The sequence below is a fragment of the Streptomyces sp. NPDC050315 genome, from assembly GCF_040655775.1.
Lineage (GTDB): Bacteria > Actinomycetota > Actinomycetes > Streptomycetales > Streptomycetaceae > Streptomyces.
On the sequence record NZ_JBFAKN010000001.1, the window covers coordinates 1,454,151 to 1,474,666 of the forward strand.

The window sequence follows — 20,516 nt, forward strand, 5'->3', positions numbered from 1 at the left end:
GTGGATCGACTGCGCAACGTCACGAATGACCGGCCGACCGGACGGCCGCCACCGACCGACCCGGCGGCGGCCGCCCACTCAGAACTTCTGCGGGGGCTGCGGCTGCTGCCCGTACGACTGCTGCTGCGGCGGCATGTGACCGAGGCCGGGCTGGGGACCGCCGACCGGAGCGCTCTGAGCCGCGAGGGAGCTGCCCGCCGGGAAGTAGTGCACTCGACCCGTCGGGTCGAGGACCTGCACATAACCGGCCTGCTGCAACTGCGCCTCGTACGTGGCGTGCCGCTTGCGGGTATAGAAGACCATGCCCACGGCGAGGCACACCGCCAGGGCCCAGAACGGGACCCAGAACACTGCCGAGTCACCACCGTCCCGCATCAACTGAATCAGTACGATCACCGTGATCGGGATGATGGCAAGGAGCCGACGCTTCTCGTTGTGCCGCCCCGACAGATCGAAGTCGACCTGGGCTTTGAGGAGTTCGGGCGCCAGCGCGGGCAGCGGCGGCACCGGGCCACCGCTGGCGGCCTGCGGGAACTGCGCCCAGGCCTGCTGGGCCCGCTGCCGCGCCTGCGGCTGCGGGTCGGGCACCATGAGGAGCTGGGTGCCACGGTTCACATACCCGGCGTCCGCGTATTGGTAGCCGAACTGCTCCCCAAGGTGCGCCAACCGCGCCAACTTGCTCGCGGTCCCCCATCTACTGGTGACCTCGACCGGCGCTCCCTGAGCCATCAGGCTCACCATGGTGCGGACCTGACCAGTACTCACGCTTCCCCTTCCCCGACGGGCAAACCTTGCACGTTCCGCCGTCGCGCCACCCTTTCACACCAACAGACCAACACCGACCCGAGCCAAGCGATCTTGAGCATGCGCGTTGTGGAGTCGAAGCCGGGCAAGGAGGGGTAAAAAAGAAGCCAGTAAGGGTAAGTGGCCACAGGGGTTGCAGAAGGCATAGCGGGCGGGGGAGGTCGACAGGTGGCCGTGCCGATGGAACATCCGCTGGGGATCAAGGACGTTGTCCGCCTGTTCCAGGAGTGCCGGACACGCCAAGGGGGCGACCGGGAGCTGCCCGTCATCACGCTGCTCGGCCGGCGGGGCAGTGGTAAGACCGCCGGCCTCAAGTGGCTCGGTTACCTGGCGTCGAACAGACCCAACGCGTTCTACGACTTCGCCTCGGCCGTGCCCAAGAGGCCGCACGAAGTAGCGGCCCGGCTCGCCCTCGGCCTGTCCTACCGATTGCCCCGGCAGCCCGCGGTCCACTTCCCGCGGCTGGCTCTCGGGCTGCTCGTGGCGCGTGCCGAGCTCACCATCGACAGTGCGGACGTGCGGCGCGTACGAGCCGAACTCAAACGGGCGCTGCGCCAGGCGAAGGAGAGCACGGAGGCGTACGAGAGGGCCAACGGGGTCATCGAGGGGGTCGGTCTGCTGCAGGACCTCAACGTTCTGCAGCTGCCCGGCCTCAACCTCGTGTTGAAACTCGTCCAGTTCGGCCTGCCGAGGCTGCCCGTCACCATGATGTGGCGTACCGGGCTGACCTGGTACGCCGACAGTCCGAACCGGCCCGTCGATGCGCTGATGAAGCTGAACGAGCTGGCCAGGAGCGAGGCGTCGGCGGACCTGGAGGAGGTCGACCGGCTGCTGTGCGGGGCCTTCCTGGAGGATCTGCGCGATCACTATGCACGGCATGCGCGCGACAGGGAGTGTGTCGTGCTGCTGGACAACATCGACGCGCCGCAAGGCCGCAAGTTTCTCGACCTTCTGGTACGGATCCGTGAGGTGAATGCGTCATCGGGGCGCGCTCACGATCCACTGCTCGTCGTTGCGACTGCTGCCAACGCCCGCAGTGTGCCGGGGCCTTACGCCCCCGATTCCCCGGCCGAGCTGCGCATCCGTACGCCGGAGGCGGCCTCGTACGCCGACTGGAAGGAGAGCATTCCGCAGCCCGCCTCCACCACCAAGTGGCATTGGTACCCGGTCCAGTTGCGCGACCTCACCGAGCCGGAGGTCACCACGCTGGCCGAGCAGGCGGCGTCCGCCGTGGTGCACGCGACACCGTTGATCCACCGCCTCTCCTACGGCCATCCCTGGAGCGCGCGGGCCCTGCTGGACGCCACGTACGCGATCGTGGTCGAGCGCGGTGGCGGGCCGGCCGAGCTGCGCCACATCCTGGAGCACGCCCCGCCGGCCCCGGACCCGTCGGACGATCCAACGGCCCCCACGAATTCCACGGATCCCACGGCTGCGGACAGCTCCACGGCCGCGGACGGATCCATTGCTCTCGACGAGGCCGCGCGCCGTTACCTCCTGCGCGATCTGTCCGAGGGACAGCGGTCCGCGCTCGTGGTCTGCTCTGCCGCACGCGCCTTCGAATCGGCCGTCGACGCCGGCATCCTGGAGGAGTACGACCAGCTCACCAAGGACACCCTGCGCAGGGACGTCGACGCACGGCTCTGGCTGATCCCGCCGGTCCCCGAGGACGCCAACACGCGCGGTGGCCAGGGCAGCGGCTACCTGGAGCACTGCCGGGAGCGGGAGGAGAGCAGACCGGAGGCCGTACTCCATCCGTGGCTGCGGCTCGTGCTGCTCCAGGCCCTGGGCCGGCACGAACCCGAGGGGCCATCGGGCTGGATCACCACGCACACTGCATTGCGGGATTGGCATCGGCGTGAGCAGCAGACCCAGCAACGCCGGCTCGATGCGCTCTACCATTCCCTCGCCCTCAACGATCTCAACCAGGTCGTCGCGTACCTCGCCAGGCGGTTCACGGCCCTTCCCGGCACCGACCAGTGGCTGTACGAGCTGTACGCCATCACCGCGGCACCCATGCTCATCCCGGTGGCTCCGCGCGGGCGCGGGGAGCAGGAGCCGACACCCTCCGACCGGGTCCGCGATCTCGCCAGACGGCTGGCGCCCGCGGCCCTGGACGAGCACTGGTCGCTCACCATGCTCGTCACGGCGCTGTGGCTGGCCGCCGACCCGCGCAACCGGGTGGCCAACTCCACGCCCGAGCTGAACTCCACGATCGCGGCAATGTTCCACAGGCTCACCGCGCTGCCCCACAGCAGTGCCGCCGGCCTCCTCAGAGAAGCCGAGAGGTACGAACCGCGGCCATGACCGCGCCCCGCCGACAGCGGCCATGACCGCGTTCCCCACCGACAGGAGGCGACAGCACGATGGCGACGCCGCCCGCACAGGACCGGCCCGACGACGATGTCCCCATTCCCCGGTGGCGGTACGTCGCCGCCGTCATTACTGCCCTGCTCCTCGTCGGTGGTGGCATCACCTGGCTGGTACAGCCCGAATCCGCCGACTGCGCCGAGAACGTGAAGAAGGTCGAGACGGCCGACGGCGCACGTTGTGTCGGGCTCACCGACGGCAGCTTCCCGTTCACCAAGGATCTGCGCCATGTGTACGGCCTCATCGAGAAGGAGAATCGGCGGGTTACCAGGGAAGCCGCCAAACGGGACGGCAGGCCGTACGTCAGCGTTGCGTATCTGCTGGGCATGAACCCGGGCAAGGGAGACAGCAACACCACCGAATCCATACGCCACGAGGTGGAAGGCGCGTACACCGCGCAGTACGAGGTGAATCACGGTCGCGGCCACGGCCAGACTCCGCAGATCAAGCTGCTCCTCGGCGACACCGGGAAGGAAAAGGCGCAGCGCGACTACACCCTCGGCCGGATCAAGGCACGCCGGGACCCCGACCGGATCGTCGCCGCCGCCGGCCTCGGCACCAGCCTCACCGGCACCAACGCAATGATCTCCAAGCTGAGCGACCTCGACATCGCGGCCTTCGGCTCCGTCATCACCGCCGATGAGCTGGAGAAGAACGACGGACTGGTGCGGGTCGCCGCGCCGAACGCCGATGAGGCGGCGGCGGCCGTGCAATTCCTCGCGAAGAAGCACGCCAAGGACAAGGTGCTCATCGTTCAGGACGCCAACAAGAACGACCTCTACACCAAGACGCTCGGCTCACGGTTCGCCGCCGAGCTCCCGAAGGACCGGCTCGCCTTTCCGGAACCGATGCAGTACGACTCCTCCAAGTCCCAGCTCGCCACCTATTTCAACAACCAGATGCCCAATCTGTGCCTGGATCCTCCCGGTGTCGTCTACTTCGCAGGGCGCGGCCGCGATTTGCCGGATTTCCTCGCGCCGCTCGCCAACCGCCGCTGCAAGTCCGACCGGAAAATCACCGTACTGTCCGGTGACGATGTGTCACAGGCCGCGCAGGCAGCGGGGTTTGCCGACGTCAAGCAGGCACTGCGGAACGGGAACATCAGGCTTCTCTACACCGGCCTCGCCCACCCCGGAGCCTGGTCCAAGGCCCCGCACGTCTTCGACAAGAACGCCATCGTCCCCTTCCAGGCAGGCGGTAAGTTCACCACGACGTTCCGGGACGACGCGCTCGACGACGGCCAGGCCATCATGGGGTACGACGCCGTACTCACCGCCGTCACGACGATCAGGAAGTCCGTCCACCTGGAGAACTCCAACCAGCCGATCGAGCGCGATGCCGTCGTGCAGATGCTGAGGACGGTCAACGGCGCAAATGCGGTCCCCGGAGCGAGCGGCTGGATCTCGCTGCAGAACAACGGAAGCCCGCAGCGCAAGGCCATTCCCATCATCGAAATCGACAGTGACGGCACCACACGGTCCATCAGTGTGTCCGCCAGTAACGGCAAGCCGTACGCGCCGGAGTGAGGGACGCCGAACGCGGCGGGAAGATTAAGCTGCGGTAACTTCTGCCGGTAACCCCTCCCCCAACAGGCCTTTTACTGGCACCGTCTGGCGCAGGTGTGCGCCGGAGTTCCATGAGGCGCATACCCGTTCCAGTACGACCCGGGTGCGGTACGGCCCGGGACCCCCACGCGTACGGCCGCATCCGCGACCGGGAACGAGGAGCACCCAGTGCGAGGCACCACCCCCCACATACCACTGTCTGCGGCAACCGACGAGGCCCGGAGCGCGAGCGTCCTCCGCCCGCCCTTCGCCGGGTGTCACCGCATCAGATGCGGTAAGGACGACGCCATCGGCCGATAGTCACTGGACGCGTTGACGCACGCGTGGCCTTCCCTGCCTGCCGGGAAGGCCACTGCCGCATGCGCGATCGCGGAGCCAGTGCAAACCGGGCCTTTGGGCTCGGCACCCCCCACGATGACGGGTCCCGTGCGTGTGCGCGTGGCCGCAGATCAGGAGTACGAGTGCGAGGCACTCCCGAGATATCGGACAAGCCGGAAGCCGAAGGCCTTCGAGACCTTCCCATAACACACCCATCACTCCGCGAAAAACAGTCACATCACCCAGTATTCATCGATAATTCAGGCTGGCGCAGAAAACTCTCACGCCTTCTGGCGGTCGTCATCGGATGTGCGTGCGTCGGGTACCTGATGCTCGTCGGCCTGCTGATCGGCGGGCTGTGGCAGCCCATCGGGTCGCAACCGCCCAGCACCAAGGGCCCGCTGCCGTCCAGCACCACGGACCCGCTGCCGGTCAGCCACGAACGGCCGGTCACCGAGAAGGCCGGAAAGCCCGGAAAGTCCAATCCGGGTCCCGCCCGGCCCGCCACCGGAAGAGCCGGGGCCCCGTACGGAGGCGCTGAGAGGTGAGTCGGCATGCAATGCGCCGGCCCCCGCGCGGGCACTGGGCGCTGTTGCTGCTCGTCCTCACCGTGGTCATCACCGCCCTCGCCTTCGAGGGGTGGACCACGCACGAAGTCGACTCGGCGCGCTCGAAGCGCCCCTGCAGCACGCCCATCCCGCGCGAGGCGGACACCGGGAGGCCGGTGCTCCGGCTCGGCGACGACCGGATCGAGACGGCGGGCATGCCGGCCGGCACCGCGGCGCTCACCTTCGACGGGGGACCCGACCCGGAGTGGACGCCGCGCGTGCTCGGCCTGCTGCGCAAGTATCACGTGAAGGCCACGTTCTTCGTCCACGGCTCGCGCGCGGCCCGGCACCCGGAGTTGCTGAAGCGAATCGTCGACGAGGGGCACGAGATCGGCTCGTACACCTACACCGGCGGCGATCTCGGCGCCGCCTCACCACTGCGCGCCCGCATGGAGCTGTCCCTCACGCAGAGCGCGCTGGCGGGCGCGGCGGGCGTCCACACCCGGCTGCTCCGCCTGCCGCACACCACCGCGGCCGACACCCTCTGCGGCGCCGAGTGGGCGGCTGCCGAGCAGGCCGCCTCGCAGGGCTATCTGCTGGTGGCCGCCGACCGCAAGTCACGCAAGCCGTGGGAGGGGGTGGTGACGCAGTACAGCCAGACCGACCTCGGCTACCGCGAGGCGGAGGCCCTGCTGCGGGACCGCAACGTGCGGCGATTCACCACCGTCAGCGACGGGCTCGGCCGTCCCTCCGACCACACGCAGGCCCCCCTCACCCAGCGGCTGGCGGGCCAGGGACTGATCCGGGCGCAGTACCTCGGGCACGCGTTCACCACCGCGATGGCCTGGGCCCTCGGTGTGGTCGGCGTCCTGAGTGTGCTGCGGCTGCTCCTGCTCGCCTTCTTCGCCCGCGCACACGTACGGCGGCTGCACCGTTTCCGGCCCGGCGCACCCCGGCTGAGGCCCGTGACCGAACCGGTGACGGTACTGGTGCCCGCGTACAACGAGGAGGCGGGCATCGCCTCCACCGTCCACTCGCTGCTGGCCTCCACCCACCCTCATCTGCAGATCGTCGTCATCGACGACGGCTCGACGGACAACACGGCGGCGATCGTCGAGAACATCGACGACCCCCGCGTGACGGTGGTACGGCAACCCAACGGCGGCAAGCCCCGAGCCCTCAACACCGGCCTTGCGTACACCCACCACGACATCGTTGTGATGGTCGATGCGGACACCGTCTTCGAACCGGAAGCGCTGACCCGGCTCGTCCAGCCGCTCGCGCACCCGGCCGTCGGCGCGGTCAGCGGCAATACCAAGGTCGGCAACCGCCGTCGTCTGCTGGGGAGTTGGCAGCACCTGGAGTACGTCATCGGCTTCAACCTCGACCGCCGGATGTTCGAAGTCCTGGAGTGCATGCCCACCGTCCCCGGAGCCATCGGCGCCTTTCGCAGGGACGCACTGATGGGCATCGGCGGCGTCAGCGACGACACACTGGCCGAGGACACCGACCTCACGATGTCACTGTGGCGGGCCGGCTGGCGCGTCGTCTACGAGCAGTCGGCCGTCGCCTGGACGGAGGTACCCGGCTCGCTCGGCCAGCTGTGGCGACAGCGCTACCGGTGGTGCTACGGCACGCTGCAGTCCATGTGGAAGCACCGGAGCTCGGTCTTCGAGATGGGCCCGGCCGGCCGCTTCGGCCGCCGCGCGCTCTCCTACCTCCTCCTCTTCCAGATCCTCCTGCCGCTGTTCGCACCCGTGGTGGACGTGTTCGCACTGTACGGCGTGCTGTTCCGGGACCCGACGCAGGCGATCGTCGTCTGGCTCGGCTGCCTCGCCATGCAACTGATCACCGCCGCATACGCACTGCGGCTGGACCGGGAGAAGTTGCGCGCGATGTGGTCGCTGCCACTCCAACTCTTCGTCTACCGGCAGCTGTTGTACCTCGTGGTCATCCAGTCGGTGATCACCGCGCTGCTCGGCACCCGGCTGAAGTGGCACAGCATGGACCGCGCCGGCACGGCCGATCCGTGGCTGCTCGAAGAGGCCCCGAACTCGGGCCTGTTGACGAAGGGAGTCGGGCCATGAGCGACCCGCACGACCAAGGCGGCCGCACGGTGTCCGTCGCCCCCGCCCGCTACGCCGACCGCCCTTCCTCCCACTACGGGCCGAGACGCGCCCACGCCCGCCGGCCCAAGAAGCGGCACCGGCTGCGGCGTGCCGCGCTCGTCCTCACCACCGCCGTCCTCGCGGGCGCCGTCGGCACGTACGGCTGGGCCGACACCAAGCTCAACCGCGACGTCGACCTCGACGCGTACGGGAAACGCCCCCCGCACGGCAAGGGCACCAACTACCTGATCGTCGGCTCCGACAGCCGCGACGGGCTCTCCCAGGACGACCAGAAGGACCTGCACGCGGGCGGAGGCGGCGGCCGCCGCACGGACTCGATGATCGTGCTGCACACCGGCGCCAACGGCACCAGCATGGTCAGCCTCCCCCGCGACTCCTGGATCACCGTGCCCGGCCACACCAACCCGGCCACGGGCAAGACCTCAAAACCCACCGGGGACAAGCTCAACGCCGCGTTCTCCTACGGCGGCCCCCAACTCCTCACCCACACCATCGAGTACAACACCGGGCTACGGATCGACCACTACGCGGAGATCGGCTTCGCGGGCTTCGTGAACATCGTCAACGCCATCGGCGGCGTTCGGATGTGCCTGGAGCGGGACATCAAGGACGAGAAGTCCGGCGCCGACCTCAAGAAGGGCTGCCAGACCCTCAACGGCAAACAGGCACTCGCCTTCGTACGCCAGCGCCACCAGGAAGCCGAGGGCGACCTGGGACGCACCAAAAACCAACAGAAATTCCTCTCATCCCTCGCCCACCAGGCCGCCAAGCCCACCACCGTCCTCGACCCGGCCGACATCTACCCGACCGTCAACGCAGGCCTGGACACCCTCATCGTCGACAAGAACACGACCCTGCGAGACCTCACGAACCTCTTCCGCGCGCTCCAGAGCGTCTCCGCCGGCAAGGGCAAACAACTCAACGTCCCCGTCTCCGCCATCGGCATCCCCACCCCCAAGGGCAGCGCCATCAAGTGGGACGAGAAACAGTCCCGCAGACTCTTCACCGAACTCAAACACGACCGCCCGGTGACAATCCCGAAGAAGCGCCCGCGGAAGTAGCGGCAGCTGCCCTGAGGCGTTTCACAGCGAACCCAGTCGTTCAGGGTTCCCGGTCAGCGAAGCTCGCTCTACGTTCCGACGCCTTCGCGTCCGGTCGGTGTTCCGTCTGGGGAAAACGAGCGATGGAAGGTGAAGGCATACGGCGCGGAGCCGTTTTCGTGGAGGCGCTCCAGCCTGGAAACCCCGTCCTGCCAGGTAGGTATCGCGCCGTCGGCGACCCACCAGCACGCGTAACCCGGGTGCCCCGTCCGCTCGAACCAGTCGTAACGCCTGTTGAGCGCCGCGCGGTGCAGACCGGTGTAGATGGCGTCGAAGGCGAGGCGCAGGTCGCTCCAGAGTGAGAGGGTTGCGGCCAGGGCGGTGGTTTCCGCACTGCGGCCTTTGCCGTACCAGGCCGGAACAACAAACTCTCCCCATTCACCCCAGTCCGCGTCGAAGTGCACGCCCTGGATGTGGTGTGCCGGTTCAGCATGAGCGATATATCCGGGGTGCCGGCCGATCTCCCGGTAGACGGCCTCACCACTCTCGTAGAACTCCCGCACAAGAGGTGCGGGATCGGTGAGGGGCGACTTCAGGACGCCGAACGTGTACAGAGCAAGTTGGGGCATGCGTCTCTCCCTGGCCGAGCGGGCCTGGTGGGGAAATTCCTGACGGTCTCGCCGTCCGGGCGTGGACTCGATTCGACGACCTGCCCGTCGGGTGGGGAGCTGTGAGCGTGACCGACTCAGCCTCAGGGAACTCCTCTGCGACTGCGGGCGCCGCCGAATGACAGGTGACGATAGCCACCCCCGCAGACTCTGTCGAAGTTGCGTTTTCCCTCTTCAAGTGGCCTCTTGCAGAGGCTCTTTCGGGAGCTGAGGCGGTAGAGCGCTGCCCGCCTCGTGGAAGTCCACATCGACCCAGCCACCATCGACCCAGCCACCTCGAAACAGCACCACCGACAGCTCCACCCTCGCGAAACGGGCGGCATGGACGTCGCTCCCCATCCGCACACCGGCCTGCAGACCGTGAGCTGGCTGTTCAGCGGGGAGATCGAGCACCGCGACAGCCTGGGCAGCCATGCGTTCGTACGGCCCGGTGAGCTGAACCTCATGACGGGCGGGTACGGCATCAGCCACTCGGAAGTCTCCACCGCAGACACCACGGTCCTGCACGGCGTCCAGCTGTGGGTGGCCCTGCCGGAAGAACACCGAAACACCAGCCGGGACTTCCAACACTACGTGCCGAACCCGGCCCGAGTGGGCGGGGCAGAGATCAGAGTCTTCCTGGGATCTCTCGCCGGCGACACCTCCCCGGTGCGGGCCTTCACGCCCTTGCTCGGCGCCGAACTCGTCCTCGGCCCGCGAGCGACGACCACACTCCCGGTGGAGGCGGACTTCGAGTACGGCCTGCTCGTCGACCAAGGTGACGTCCGCATGGCCGGAACACTCCTTCACCCGGCGGAACTTGGGCACCTCGGCACGGGAAACAACACACTGACACTGACGAACGAGTCGGACACCCCCGCTCGGTCGGTCCTGCTCGGCGGGACGCCGTTCGAGGAACGGATCGTCATGTGGTGGAACTTCATCGGCCGCAGCCACGAAGACATCGTCGAAGCCCGGCAAGCCTGGGAGAACGCGTCCGACCGCTTCGGCAGCGTGGACGCTTACGACGGCGACCGCCTCCCCGCCCCCGCCCTTCCGAAGGCCACCCTCACACCCCGCGAGAATCCGACGCGCCACTGAAAGGCCCACGGTGACACGGCCCGCCGCCGCTCCGACTGTCCAGCGTGTGGATGCCAAGCACCGGTACGAAATGCTGATCGACGGCCAAACCGCTGGCTTCACCGCGTATTACGACCACGATGACCAGTGCGTTTTCCACCACACCAAAATCGACGAAGCCTTCGCCGGCCAGGGCCTGGCCTCCCCCCTCGTCCAGCGAGCCCTGACCGAACTCGTCGGCGGGCCGGCCCGGTCGCTGATCAACTGAGGTACCGAACAGCAGCGTGAAGTACAGGCCCTCCTGACGTTCAGTCAGTCCGCAAACGCCTCCCTGCGTGACCTCCCCGACAGCTCAATGACCGTTCGGTCGAGCAAGCGGCTTGCGGTAACGGACATACTCGTTCTGCCGCCGGAACCCCACACTCTGGTAAAGGTCGCAGGACCGGTGGGGATTTGCCGTGCCCGTGAACAGTCGGGCGGTCGTCGCACCCCGTTCACGAAGGCTTCGCAGCCCGTCCAGCAGCAGGGCCCGGCCGATTCCCAGGCGACGTTGGTCGGTCCGGACACTCAGCTCTTCGACCTCACCCACGGCGTGATGATGACGTCGGATGGAGCAGAGGGCGACGCCGACCATGTCCTGCCCGTTCCATGCAGCTCTCCAGCATGCCGGGTCGGCGGTGTCGACGAACTCCTGGAATGGCCATTTCTGAGTGAAACCGGTATTCGCATACGAATCGACGACCGTTCTCCAGGCTGCACGGTAGTGGCTTGCCCCGATTGACCCCGTCCGTATTCCGGCCGGCAGTTCGCTCCGCTCGGGCAACTGCTGGAGATCGCCCAGCTCCAGCTCGACCAGGCTGAAGACACGTCGGTAGCCGGCTGCGCACAGTAGCGCCGTGGCGTCCTGCTCAGAAGCCATGGCGTTCGCGCCGATTACTGCCGTCCGGGCCGTTCCATGCTGTTCGACGAGCCGGCGGATCCGCTCTTCGGCCCAGCTCAGCATGGCTGAGCCGATGCCCTGGCGGCGATGCTCGGGCAAGAGGTAGCCGCGGTGCAGGTACAGCCACGTGTCGTCCCGCTCTTGCCACCACCGGATCGTCGAGTAGCCGACGACGCTCCCGTCGTGCACCACCAGGATCTGGTTCTTGGCCGGCTCCACCAGCTTGGCTGAGGCTTCGGCGATCTCGGCCGCTGTCGGGAGCCCTTCCACAACCGAATGGGCATCGAGCCGGTCCCGTTCAGCACAACCCAGCCGCACCGCGGCCATGGGGCCGTCGTCTTCATCGCCACGATACGGCCGGAACCCGAAGCCGACCGGAAGAACCTGTCCTGGCGCGCCATCCGACATGATCGGATGATCTCGTGCTTCGAGGCGGGTCCGCCACCCTATTCATGCCGCAGTCGGCTGCGGCTGTTCAACGAGCCGGCCGCGGTCGAAGCGTACATCGAAGCCTGGGGCGTCCGCGCTCAGATGCAACTTCGTCGACAGTCCGCCGCGGAGCCCCATCATCGCATTCGTATGGATCTGTGCAGCTGATGCATCGTCAGCGGCGGGGCGTCAGGTACAGCAGTGGAGACCCCGCGGGGAACAGGTACTTGGCGGCCAGGAGGGGTTGGCCGAGCGCTGAGACGGTCTGAGTGATGAGCAGTGCCGGTGCCTCCGGGGGGCGGGAGATGGCCTCGCCGCGCTCTTTTCCGAGAGTGGTGGCGCCGAGGGTACTGCGGGCCGTCATGGCGAGGTGCGCGGCGGAGGCCAGGAACGCGGCGAGCATGGTGGTCGGCGGCGCCGACGCAGTGGACGGGACGTCGAGCACGGTGACGAGGGACGGGTCGACGGCCCGCAGGGTCGCCTCGTCCGCGGACCATTCGTGGGCGAAGCACGCCGGAACGCCGTCGGCCTCGACGACCGTCTCCCAGAAACACGTGCGCGCCGAGGGCGCCAGGCGCAAGTGGTAGCCGGAGAAGTCGGTGGGCTCCTCCCATTCGACGGCGAGCCGGCGGCACCGTACGTCACCGGCGCCGAGGAGGGCCTCGACGGGCAGGAGGCGCTCCAGGCCGGGCGGGGGCGGGGGTTGGTTGACGGTGCTGCCGGAGCCCTGGCGGCGGGTGATCACGCCGTCCTCCTGAAGCAGGATCAGCACCTCGCGCAGCGCCGGACGGCTGATGCCCAACTGCGCGGCGAGGGCGGGCTCGGAGGGCAGTTTCGCGCCCGGAGGGAAGGTTCCGTCGTCGATCGCGGCCACGATGCGCTGGTAGAGCTCGACACGGGGTGAGTGGCGGCGGTCTCCCTGCGGGGGCATCGTAGCTCTCCAATTTGTCTGACACTTTCGGGCCCGAGGAGGGCTCAGCTTCAGGGTACCCCGCAGCACACTCGCCCTGAAGTGCCTATCTGTGGGGCAGATCACTCTTGTGATCGCAGCGCGCCCGCGCCTACTCTCGGCACGACAATTTGTCAGACAAATTGTGGCCGCGATCCGGCGACCGCCCTCCTCGAAAGAAGTCGACATGCCCGTCAACGCGTCACCCCCGCTGCTCATGGACTGCGACACCGGCATCGACGACGCCGTTGCGCTGCTGTACCTCTGTCAGACGCCGGGGGTCGACCTCCGCGCAGTCACCACCGTCGCAGGCAACACCAGCGCCGAGCAGGCCGCGCGCAACACCCTCCAGGTCCTGGAGGTGGCGGGCCGCACCGACATACCGGTCGCGGCCGGTGCCGCCACCACGCTGCGCGGGGACGTGAACGCCGAGGCGGGCTTCGTACACGGCGAGGGCGGGCTCGGCGGCGTCCGGCTGCCCGCGCCGGCCGCCGCCGTGGACCCCCGGCACGCCGCCGACCTCATCATCGACACCGCGCGGGCGGCCGGCGGCGAGTTGCACATCCTCGCCACCGCCCCGCTGACCAACCTGGCCCTGGCCCTGCGCAAGGAACCCCGACTCCCGGAGCTGGTACGCCACGTCACGGTGATGGGCGGCGCGGTGCATCACCCTGGCAACATCAGCCCCGTGGCCGAGGCCAACATCGGCCACGACCCCGAGGCCGCGGAGCTCGTCCTGGCCGCCGGATGGGACCTCACCCTCGTACCGCTCGACGTGACGATGCGGGAGAACCTCACCGAGGACCACCGGCAGCGGCTGCTCGCGCACGGCACGCCGGTGAGCCGGCTCGCCGGCGAGATCCTCGACTTCTACTTCGCCTTCCACGAGGAGACCGCGCTGCCCTTCCGCGGCTCCGCCTGCCACGACCCGCTCGCCGCCGGCATCGCCCTCGGCGAGGTCACCCCGAAGCTCGCGCCCCGGCTGCACGTCACCGTGGACACCGCGGACGGCGCCGCCCGTGGCGCGCTCGTCGCGGACACCCGCAGCATCCACCGCGGCTATCCCGAGCAGCCGGGCGCCAACGCCGTCGTCGTCCTGGAGACCGACGGTACCTTCCCCGACCTCCTCGTCGACCGGCTCTGCCAGGTCCGGAAGTGAGACGGCCACGATGACATCCGAGCTCTCCACCCGACCGCCGAAGGCCGCTGCCGGTACCGCGGCGCTCATGACGGCCCTGCTCGCCGCGTGCACGGCCTTCCAGCTCAACGCCAGCATGCTCAGCCCGGCCTTGGTCACCATGGCCCGCGAGCTGCACACCGACGAGGCGGGTACGGCGCTGGCGCAGACGGCGTTCTTCACCGCTTCCGCGATGTTCTCGCTGTTCCTGCCCCGGTTCAGCGACATCGTGGGGCGCAAGCGAGTACTGCAGTGGATGCTGGTGCTCATGGCGGCCGGGACGGTGGTCGCGGCACTCGCCCCGAACATCACGGTCCTCAACATCGCGCGGGCCGTACAGGGCGCCGCCGGGCCCGTCGTACAGATTTCCCTGCTGATGCTGCGCTCCGAGATCACCGACCCGAAGCGGTTCGGGACGCTGATGGGTGTGGTGGCGGCGGTCAACGGCGGTATCGCCGGGGTGGACGCCCTGGTCGGCGGCTGGCTGGCGGCCGAGTACGGCTTCCGCAGCATCTTCTGGGTCATCGCGGTGGTCGCTGTCGTCGCGGTGGTGCTGGTCGCGGTGGGTTGCCCGGAGTCCCGGCCGTCCGCGGGGACTCCGATGGACTGGGCGGGTGTCGTACCCATCGTGGTGAGCGTCGCGGCCCTGCTGCTCGCCGTGGACCAGGCGGGGAAGCTCGGCGCGGCCAACTGGCCACTCGTGGCGGGCCTTTTGGCCGTGGCGGCCGCCGCGTTCGCGGTGTTCTGGCGGGTGGAGAAGGGCAGTGCGCACCCACTGGTCCGGATCACCGACCTGCGCCGGCGGGCCACGTGGGCGACACTGCTCACCACCCTGCTGACCCTCATCGGTGTCTTCGCCACCGTCAACGGTGTACTGATGTCGTTCGTGCAGAACGACCAGGTGGGCTTCGGAATGGGGGCGAGCCTGACCTCGATGGCCTTCCTCACCCCGTTCGCCCTGGTGGGCTGGCTCATCGGCCCGTTCACCGGACGGCTGGCACCGATCCTCGGATACCGTCGTGTGCTTCGCTGGGGGCTGCTCGGCAGCGCCGTGGTGATCGCGGTCATGGCCCTCGTCGGCGTGCACTCGCCGCCCGTGATGATCACATGCACCGTACTGCTCGGCATCACGTACGCAGGCGTGGCCAACATCGTCCTCAACCTCCTCGGCGTTGTCCTCGCGCCGAAGGACCATCCTGGCTTCCTTCCCGGGCTCATCTCGGCCGCGTTCGGCCTCGGCGCCGGCCTGAGCTTCGCCCTCCTCTCCGCCCTCCAGGTCGCAGGCAGCCCCCCGGGCAGCGGCTCGGCGAGCGGGTACGTAACGGCGATGCTCACCGGCACGGCCATCGTCGCGGCAGCCTGCGGCACCTCCTTCTTCATCCCAAGACCGGAGGACGCGGAGGTCGTCCGGTGAACTACCCGCGGCAGGAGCTCCCGACCTGAGCGGCTCCGCGGTGAGTTGGCGGAGTTCGTTGCCGATGTGTGCACGTCGGTGCCGCGGCGGGATCAGCGGTTTGTGAAACAGTCGCCGTGGGAGTGGCAGCCGGTGGGGCGGCGCATCGGACACGACTACCGCGAACTCAAGCACGTCCTGGGTCTGAACCACTTCGAGGGCGGCACCTGGCGTGCCGGCACCACCACGTCGCCCTCGTAACCGCCGCCCATGCCTTCTTCACCCTCCGGTGCCTGGACCCAAAAGCCCGCACACCGGCCTCACCCTCTACCGAGTCCTCGACGCCCTACAGGACGTCGTGCGGTGCTGGACGGGAACCTGCACCACCTGTGGCCGACCACGGATCACGGCTAAGCCAAACGCGACCCCAGCTGTCAAGGAATACTCAGTGATTGATACGCCAAAGCGGATAATGTAGGTCTCAATGATGGGAAGTGAGCCTCTCCCCGGAGAAGAGACCAGAAGTCGTACATTCCGCCCTGTAGGCGTTGACATACCGCTTCTTCACCTGGCTATAGTTCCGCTCGCTCCGCTCGAACAAGGCAGGCGTTCGAGCGCCCCCCACGCTCTGTTCGCGCTGCTCGCTTCCACGAGCGTGCGCCCAGGATCACGGGTGCCTGCTCAGCTGTGGTGGAGGGCAACTTTCCATGCGTCGTTACGTAATGTATTTAGCGTTCTGTACCGCACTCGTCGCGGCACTCCTGACCATCGATACGGGCAGCAGCCAGGCCACCAACGCCAGCCGCGCCCCTGCCGCGGCGGCTTCCCGCAGCGAAGCCACCCACGCCTACGGCTCGCACACCCGCCAGAAGCTGGACGCCTACTGGAACCCCACCAGCGGCACCCAGCCCGGCGTCGTCATCCTCCACGGCGGTTACTGGTACGAGGACTCCGGCTGGGCCACCTGGTCCCGCACCTTCGCCGACGCCGGCTACGCCACCTTCTCCGTGGACTACCGCCTCAACTTCGACGCCCCCTGGCCCGCCCAGCGCAACGACGCCCTCTCCGCCCTCGCCTGGATCAAATCCAACGCAGCCCGCTTCGACCTCGACCCGAATCGCATCGTCATCCTCGGATCATCCGCCGGCGGCCAGATCGGCACCGCCGTCGCCACGTACGGCTCAGGAAACACTCGCATCAAGGGCGTCGTCGGCCTCTCCCCCGTCGCCTCCCCCTACCGCGCCTGGAACGACGGCAACCACGACACCAGCACCGCAAAGGAACGCAAGGTCCGCGACAACGCCGCCATCCTCACCCGCTGCTACCCGGACCCCGCAGACACCGACACCACCATGCACCCCAGCTGCTGGGACACCTGGAAAGACACCGTCGTCAAAAACCGCGCCTCCGGCGCCAACGACGCCCCCATGTACCTCCTCCACTCCGAAGCCGACTTCATCCCCGTCACCCACTCCACCGACCTCGAACGCGCCGAAGAAGTCGACCACGACATGCCCACAACCGGCGTCACCGTCGAAACGATCCCCGGAGACGCCCACGGCGGCGCCATCCTCAACGCACCCGGCATCAAGGGCAAGGTGCTGTCCTGGATCGGTGCGCACACGTAGGCAGTTCCGTCCGGATCAGTTGGTCGTTGGTCCGGCCCCGGTGTGCCCCAACGGGCGAGGCCCGGGCCCAACGCCGACGACCACCTGAGCCGGGGCAGTGAAGTCCACGATCGTGCCGGGTGCCGGCGACGTCCCCGCTTTCACAGACGTGACGGCCCACTTGCGCGTTCCCCGCCGCCTGGGCAACTCCCGCCCCCGGGCCCGGCCGGAGGTCATCCTGGTGTCAGTCGCCTGCTTCGTCTGCCTCGGTATGACGCTGGCGTTCAAGTCAACCGGCCAGGCCCTGGCCAAGGGGATTCAGTACTGGCAGCCAAGACGTTCGGGCACCCTCGCCGCCACCTTGCCGACAAGCACACCGCCCGGCCGGCCGCGGCCTGCGGCGACCGTGAATGCCGTCCTGGAGGCCCGAGACACCGGACACCGTTGACTTCTCTTTCTGGCCGGTGGCTGACCTGCCTCCGTACCGGTTCATGACTCTGGCGGGCAGTATGTCCCCGCTCGAAGTCGGCAGCGCGCCGGCCATGCTGGCTGGCTACAACTCGCGGGCAGGTGACGGCGATCGCCCCTTGATGGACGCCAACGAGGCGATTCCCGCCTGCTGGAGGCAGACGAGGTCATCGCACCAGGAGGGCTGCGCGTCCACGAGACACCCGAACCAACGTCACCGTCCAGCCAGGATGTTGTAGTGGCCTGGAGAACTGGCGCGAGTGGCTCGACGTCGCAGACGGAGAGCCCCTGTGGCTCGGCCACGCTCCTTCACCGAGACTTGAGCACGCCGACGAGATCGTACAGCTGTGGCCGGACAGCGGAGACGCTCAAGAAACCCCTTCCGGGCAGCCCATCGAGATCGTGGTGGGTGGCCTACCGGAGATCCTGCATACCGTTCAGGAGGAACTGCGAGGCTTTCTCACTCACCAAGCAGTGGGCCACCCGCCATGTTCCGACTCTCGCCGAGGACCTGGCAGCCAGACTCGATGAAGATCTGGCCATCAGTGCACCACTGCCGGATACCAGTGCCCAACACGCACCGTAATCGATCACGAAATCTGTGTCACAGCCCGAGAACGGACAGCACCCGTCGGCTGACTCCCCATCCCGGGCAGGGATGGCTTTCCTGAGCCTCGGCACCCGTAGTAGCCGACCCGAATATCCAGGCGGCCATGGTGGTCGCCGGCGCCGGCTACCTGCTGCGGTTCCCGTGGAAAGGCAAGGCAGACCGGCGTGGCCCTCGATCCTCGGGAGTGTCGCCGTACCGTTCACCTCGCCTGCGGCGCATCTCCGTGGTGCGATGGAACGGGGGGCGGAAGGAGAGAGTGATGGTCTCACCAGCAGCGGAGCGCAAGAGTGGCGCGGCCCCGGTATCCGTCCGCCCGCTGGATGAGGCGGACCTGGATCGGGCCGATGAGATCTGCAGGCTCGCCTTCGGGACCTTCCTGGGGGCACCTGATCCGTTCAAGACCGTCGACTACGTCCGCACCCGCTGGGCGGCCGATCCACAGGCGGCGTTCGCGGCGACGGTCGAGGGCGAAGTAGTGGGATCGAACTTCGCCACCAACTGGGGCAGCGTCGGGTTTTTCGGACCGCTGACCGTACGTCCGGATCTGTGGGACCAGGGCATCGGCAGGCGTCTGATGGAGCCGGTCATCGACTGCTTCGACGCCTGGGGAAATCGCCACCGCGGCCTGTTCACCTTCGCGCACAGTCCCAAGCATCTGGAGCTCTACCGCCGGTACGGTTTCTGGCCCCGATTCCTCACAGCCATCATGAAGAAGCAGGTCACAGACGGTGCCGCGGTCCCCGGCCGGGTGCTATACGGCGAACTGCCCGCCGCCGAGCGGCCCGACGCACTGAGCCTGTGTCGCGCACTGACCGGAGCCGTGTACGAGGGCCTTAGCCTAGACCGCGAGATCGTGGCCGCGCACGCGCAGGGACTCGGCGACACCATCCTGCTCCATGGCCCCGGCTCCGAGCTCGACGGCCTGGCCGTCTGCCACTGCGGAGCCGGGTCGGAAGCCGGCGCGGACGTGTGTTTCGTCAAATTCGGCGCCGTACGTCCTGGTCCGGAGGCCGCCGACCGGTTCGAGCGACTGCTCGACGCATGCGAGTGGCTGGCCGCCGAGCGCGGGCTGGGGCAACTGGACGCCGGCATGAACCTGGGACGCGCGGATGCCTACCGGCGCATGATCGATCGCGGTTTCCGCACCTGGTTGCAGGGCGTGACCATGCACAGGCCCAATGAACCCGGGTACAGCCACCCCGATGCGTATGTGATCGACGACTGGCGTTGACCACCACCGCGCCCGGCCCGCCAGGAAGGCCCGGTGCTGTCAGAACCCGTGAATACGCCCTCCGCCATTCGCACCCTGCAGGGGCATGTCGAACCGGTGGGTACTGTCTTGATCCCCGCAGGTCAGGGTCAGTGTGAGGGTGAGCGACCCGGCGCCCGGAGCAGGCCCGGGCTGCAGCGAGATGGTGCCATCGGTGCACCCGTTCTCCGGATCGGTACCAAAAGCACCGCCCCCATCCATGTACTCCCCGCCGAGGTCGTCCACGGCTTCCAGGGAGAGAAATACCGGTGGGCCAACCTCCGACATGGACCCATCTGGTTCGTCTCGCCACCTCTCCGGAAGCGGTGGCGTGATGCGGTATGAGAGCTCGATCGCATCAGGCGTGGCCTTGAGACGCCGCACTTCCAGCTCGTGACGGCCGCTCAGGACAGCGAAAACCCTGCCCGCACCGCTGCCTTTTCTGGGTTTCCCCTTGCCCATGGCTGCTCCTGCCGACGCTTATCGCTCATCCCGATCCCTTGGCGGGCACCTGGCAGGTGATGTACCGCGTGGCGCCGGCCCTCGGATCGCTGTGGCTCTTGATGAGCCAGTAGAAAGTGATCTTGTTCTTGGTGCGGATCATGTACTTCTTGTTGCTTCCCTTGCGGTTGTACTTCTTCATGCTGCCGTGGAAGTTGTACGTACTGACCCGCGCATGCGGTCCGTACGGCGCGTTGATGGCGTGGTTGTTCACCCACGCGTTGGGCATGGACACCGTCACGGCAGGACCGAGCTTCGCGCGTGACCGCGCGGTCAGCTTGAAATTCCAACGCACGGTCCCCGCCGGCGTCCGGTCCCAGTCGACATTGGCGACGCTGTGCTTCCACACCCCGGTGCACTTCTTGTCCGCCGCGGTGCGCGCGTGAATCTCCTCGGCTCGATGGACCACACGTTCATACGTGGTCGCCGGCGCCTCCCCCTCCGGAATAGTGATCAACTCCCCCACATCGGCCCCGTTGCTCTGCTCAGCCGAGTTGCTCCGCTCGGTCGCGTTGCTCCGCTCGGTCGCGTGAGCCGGAAGCACACCTCCCACCAGAAGCGTGGCGCTGAGAGCGGTGCAGGCCAGAGACCGGCGATGCCTCATCTGGACCATTCCTGGATCCCCGTTCGGTCGTGCTCGCCGGAACACCTCCGGCGAGCTTTTTGTGGTCACCGAGACAGACGGCACCCCA

At 67.9% G+C, this 20,516-nt stretch carries 16 protein-coding genes and 2 pseudogenes; 12 read left to right on the plus strand and 6 right to left on the minus strand.

Translation table 11 applies throughout. The features are described 5' to 3' along the window. Positions 1-78 precede the first annotated feature (78 nt). Positions 79-765, minus strand: coding sequence for a hypothetical protein (locus tag AB0I82_RS06195; protein WP_363255882.1), 687 nt, complete (start codon positions 763-765; stop codon positions 79-81). Positions 766-984: 219 nt separating this feature from the next. Between AB0I82_RS06195 and AB0I82_RS06200 the strand changes: the two genes are divergently transcribed. The 5 genes from AB0I82_RS06200 to AB0I82_RS06220 all read left to right on the plus strand — a co-directional run bounded on the left by AB0I82_RS06200 (position 985) and on the right by AB0I82_RS06220 (position 8,795). Continuing rightward, positions 985-3,111: a hypothetical protein gene (locus AB0I82_RS06200; RefSeq protein WP_363255883.1), complete on the plus strand. Its 2,127-nt coding sequence runs from the start codon at positions 985-987 to the stop codon at positions 3,109-3,111. A 59-nt stretch (positions 3,112-3,170) separates the two neighbouring features. Continuing rightward, a complete protein-coding gene (locus AB0I82_RS06205; RefSeq protein ID WP_363255884.1) occupies positions 3,171-4,700 on the plus strand; it encodes an ABC transporter substrate-binding protein in 1,530 nt (509 codons plus the stop codon). Positions 4,701-5,386: 686 nt separating this feature from the next. Further along, positions 5,387-5,605: a hypothetical protein gene (locus tag AB0I82_RS06210; RefSeq protein WP_363255885.1), complete on the plus strand. Its 219-nt coding sequence runs from the start codon at positions 5,387-5,389 to the stop codon at positions 5,603-5,605. An 11-nt stretch (positions 5,606-5,616) separates the two neighbouring features. Then, complete coding sequence (locus AB0I82_RS06215) at positions 5,617-7,692, plus strand: glycosyltransferase (RefSeq protein WP_363256097.1); 2,076 nt, start codon at positions 5,617-5,619, stop codon at positions 7,690-7,692. Further along, entirely contained in the window at positions 7,689-8,795 is a 1,107-nt protein-coding gene (locus tag AB0I82_RS06220; RefSeq protein WP_363255886.1) for an LCP family protein, read from the plus strand. Before AB0I82_RS06215 ends, AB0I82_RS06220 begins: the two co-directional genes overlap by 4 nt. Before the next feature lie 68 nt (positions 8,796-8,863). Here AB0I82_RS06220 and AB0I82_RS06225 read toward each other — a convergent pair whose 3' ends face one another. Beyond that, a complete protein-coding gene (locus tag AB0I82_RS06225; RefSeq protein ID WP_363255887.1) occupies positions 8,864-9,403 on the minus strand; it encodes a DUF3291 domain-containing protein in 540 nt (179 codons plus the stop codon). A 351-nt stretch (positions 9,404-9,754) separates the two neighbouring features. Between AB0I82_RS06225 and AB0I82_RS06230 the strand changes: the two are divergent. Further along, a pseudogene (locus AB0I82_RS06230) lies at positions 9,755-10,522 on the plus strand (pirin family protein); the annotation flags it as partial. A gap of 46 nt (positions 10,523-10,568) precedes the next feature. Beyond that, positions 10,569-10,769 carry an N-acetyltransferase gene (locus tag AB0I82_RS06235; RefSeq protein ID WP_363255888.1) on the plus strand — a complete coding sequence of 67 codons (201 nt, stop codon included), beginning with the start codon at positions 10,569-10,571 and terminating at the stop codon, positions 10,767-10,769. A gap of 84 nt (positions 10,770-10,853) precedes the next feature. Here the strand turns inward: AB0I82_RS06235 and AB0I82_RS06240 are convergent, their stop codons facing one another. Together AB0I82_RS06240 and AB0I82_RS06245 are read right to left on the minus strand one after the other, a co-directional pair. Next, entirely contained in the window at positions 10,854-11,849 is a 996-nt protein-coding gene (locus AB0I82_RS06240) for a GNAT family N-acetyltransferase (protein WP_363255889.1), read from the minus strand. Between the two features lie 196 nt (positions 11,850-12,045). Then, entirely contained in the window at positions 12,046-12,801 is a 756-nt protein-coding gene (locus AB0I82_RS06245) for a GntR family transcriptional regulator (protein ID WP_363255890.1), read from the minus strand. Between the two features lie 205 nt (positions 12,802-13,006). Here AB0I82_RS06245 and AB0I82_RS06250 point away from each other — a divergent pair, with 205 nt between their 5' ends. The 5 genes and pseudogenes from AB0I82_RS06250 (at position 13,007) to AB0I82_RS06270 (ending at position 19,305) form a co-directional block, all read left to right on the plus strand. Then, positions 13,007-13,978, plus strand: a complete 972-nt coding sequence (locus AB0I82_RS06250; protein WP_363255891.1) for a nucleoside hydrolase — start codon at positions 13,007-13,009, stop codon at positions 13,976-13,978. 10 nt (positions 13,979-13,988) lie between these two features. After that, positions 13,989-15,410, plus strand: a complete 1,422-nt coding sequence (locus AB0I82_RS06255; RefSeq protein WP_363255892.1) for an MFS transporter — start codon at positions 13,989-13,991, stop codon at positions 15,408-15,410. A 141-nt stretch (positions 15,411-15,551) separates the two neighbouring features. After that, positions 15,552-15,745: pseudogene (locus AB0I82_RS06260) on the plus strand (IS701 family transposase); the annotation flags it as partial. A gap of 366 nt (positions 15,746-16,111) precedes the next feature. Continuing rightward, entirely contained in the window at positions 16,112-17,017 is a 906-nt protein-coding gene (locus AB0I82_RS06265; protein ID WP_363255893.1) for an alpha/beta hydrolase, read from the plus strand. Between the two features lie 1,316 nt (positions 17,018-18,333). Continuing rightward, a complete protein-coding gene (locus AB0I82_RS06270) occupies positions 18,334-19,305 on the plus strand; it encodes a GNAT family N-acetyltransferase (RefSeq protein ID WP_363255894.1) in 972 nt (323 codons plus the stop codon). 39 nt (positions 19,306-19,344) lie between these two features. Here the strand turns inward: AB0I82_RS06270 and AB0I82_RS06275 are convergent, their stop codons facing one another. Further along, on the minus strand, positions 19,345-19,785 hold the full coding sequence (locus tag AB0I82_RS06275) for a hypothetical protein (RefSeq protein WP_363255895.1): 441 nt from the start codon (positions 19,783-19,785) through the stop codon (positions 19,345-19,347). 25 nt (positions 19,786-19,810) lie between these two features. Then, entirely contained in the window at positions 19,811-20,428 is a 618-nt protein-coding gene (locus AB0I82_RS06280; RefSeq protein WP_363255896.1) for a hypothetical protein, read from the minus strand. Positions 20,429-20,516: the final 88 nt, after the last annotated feature.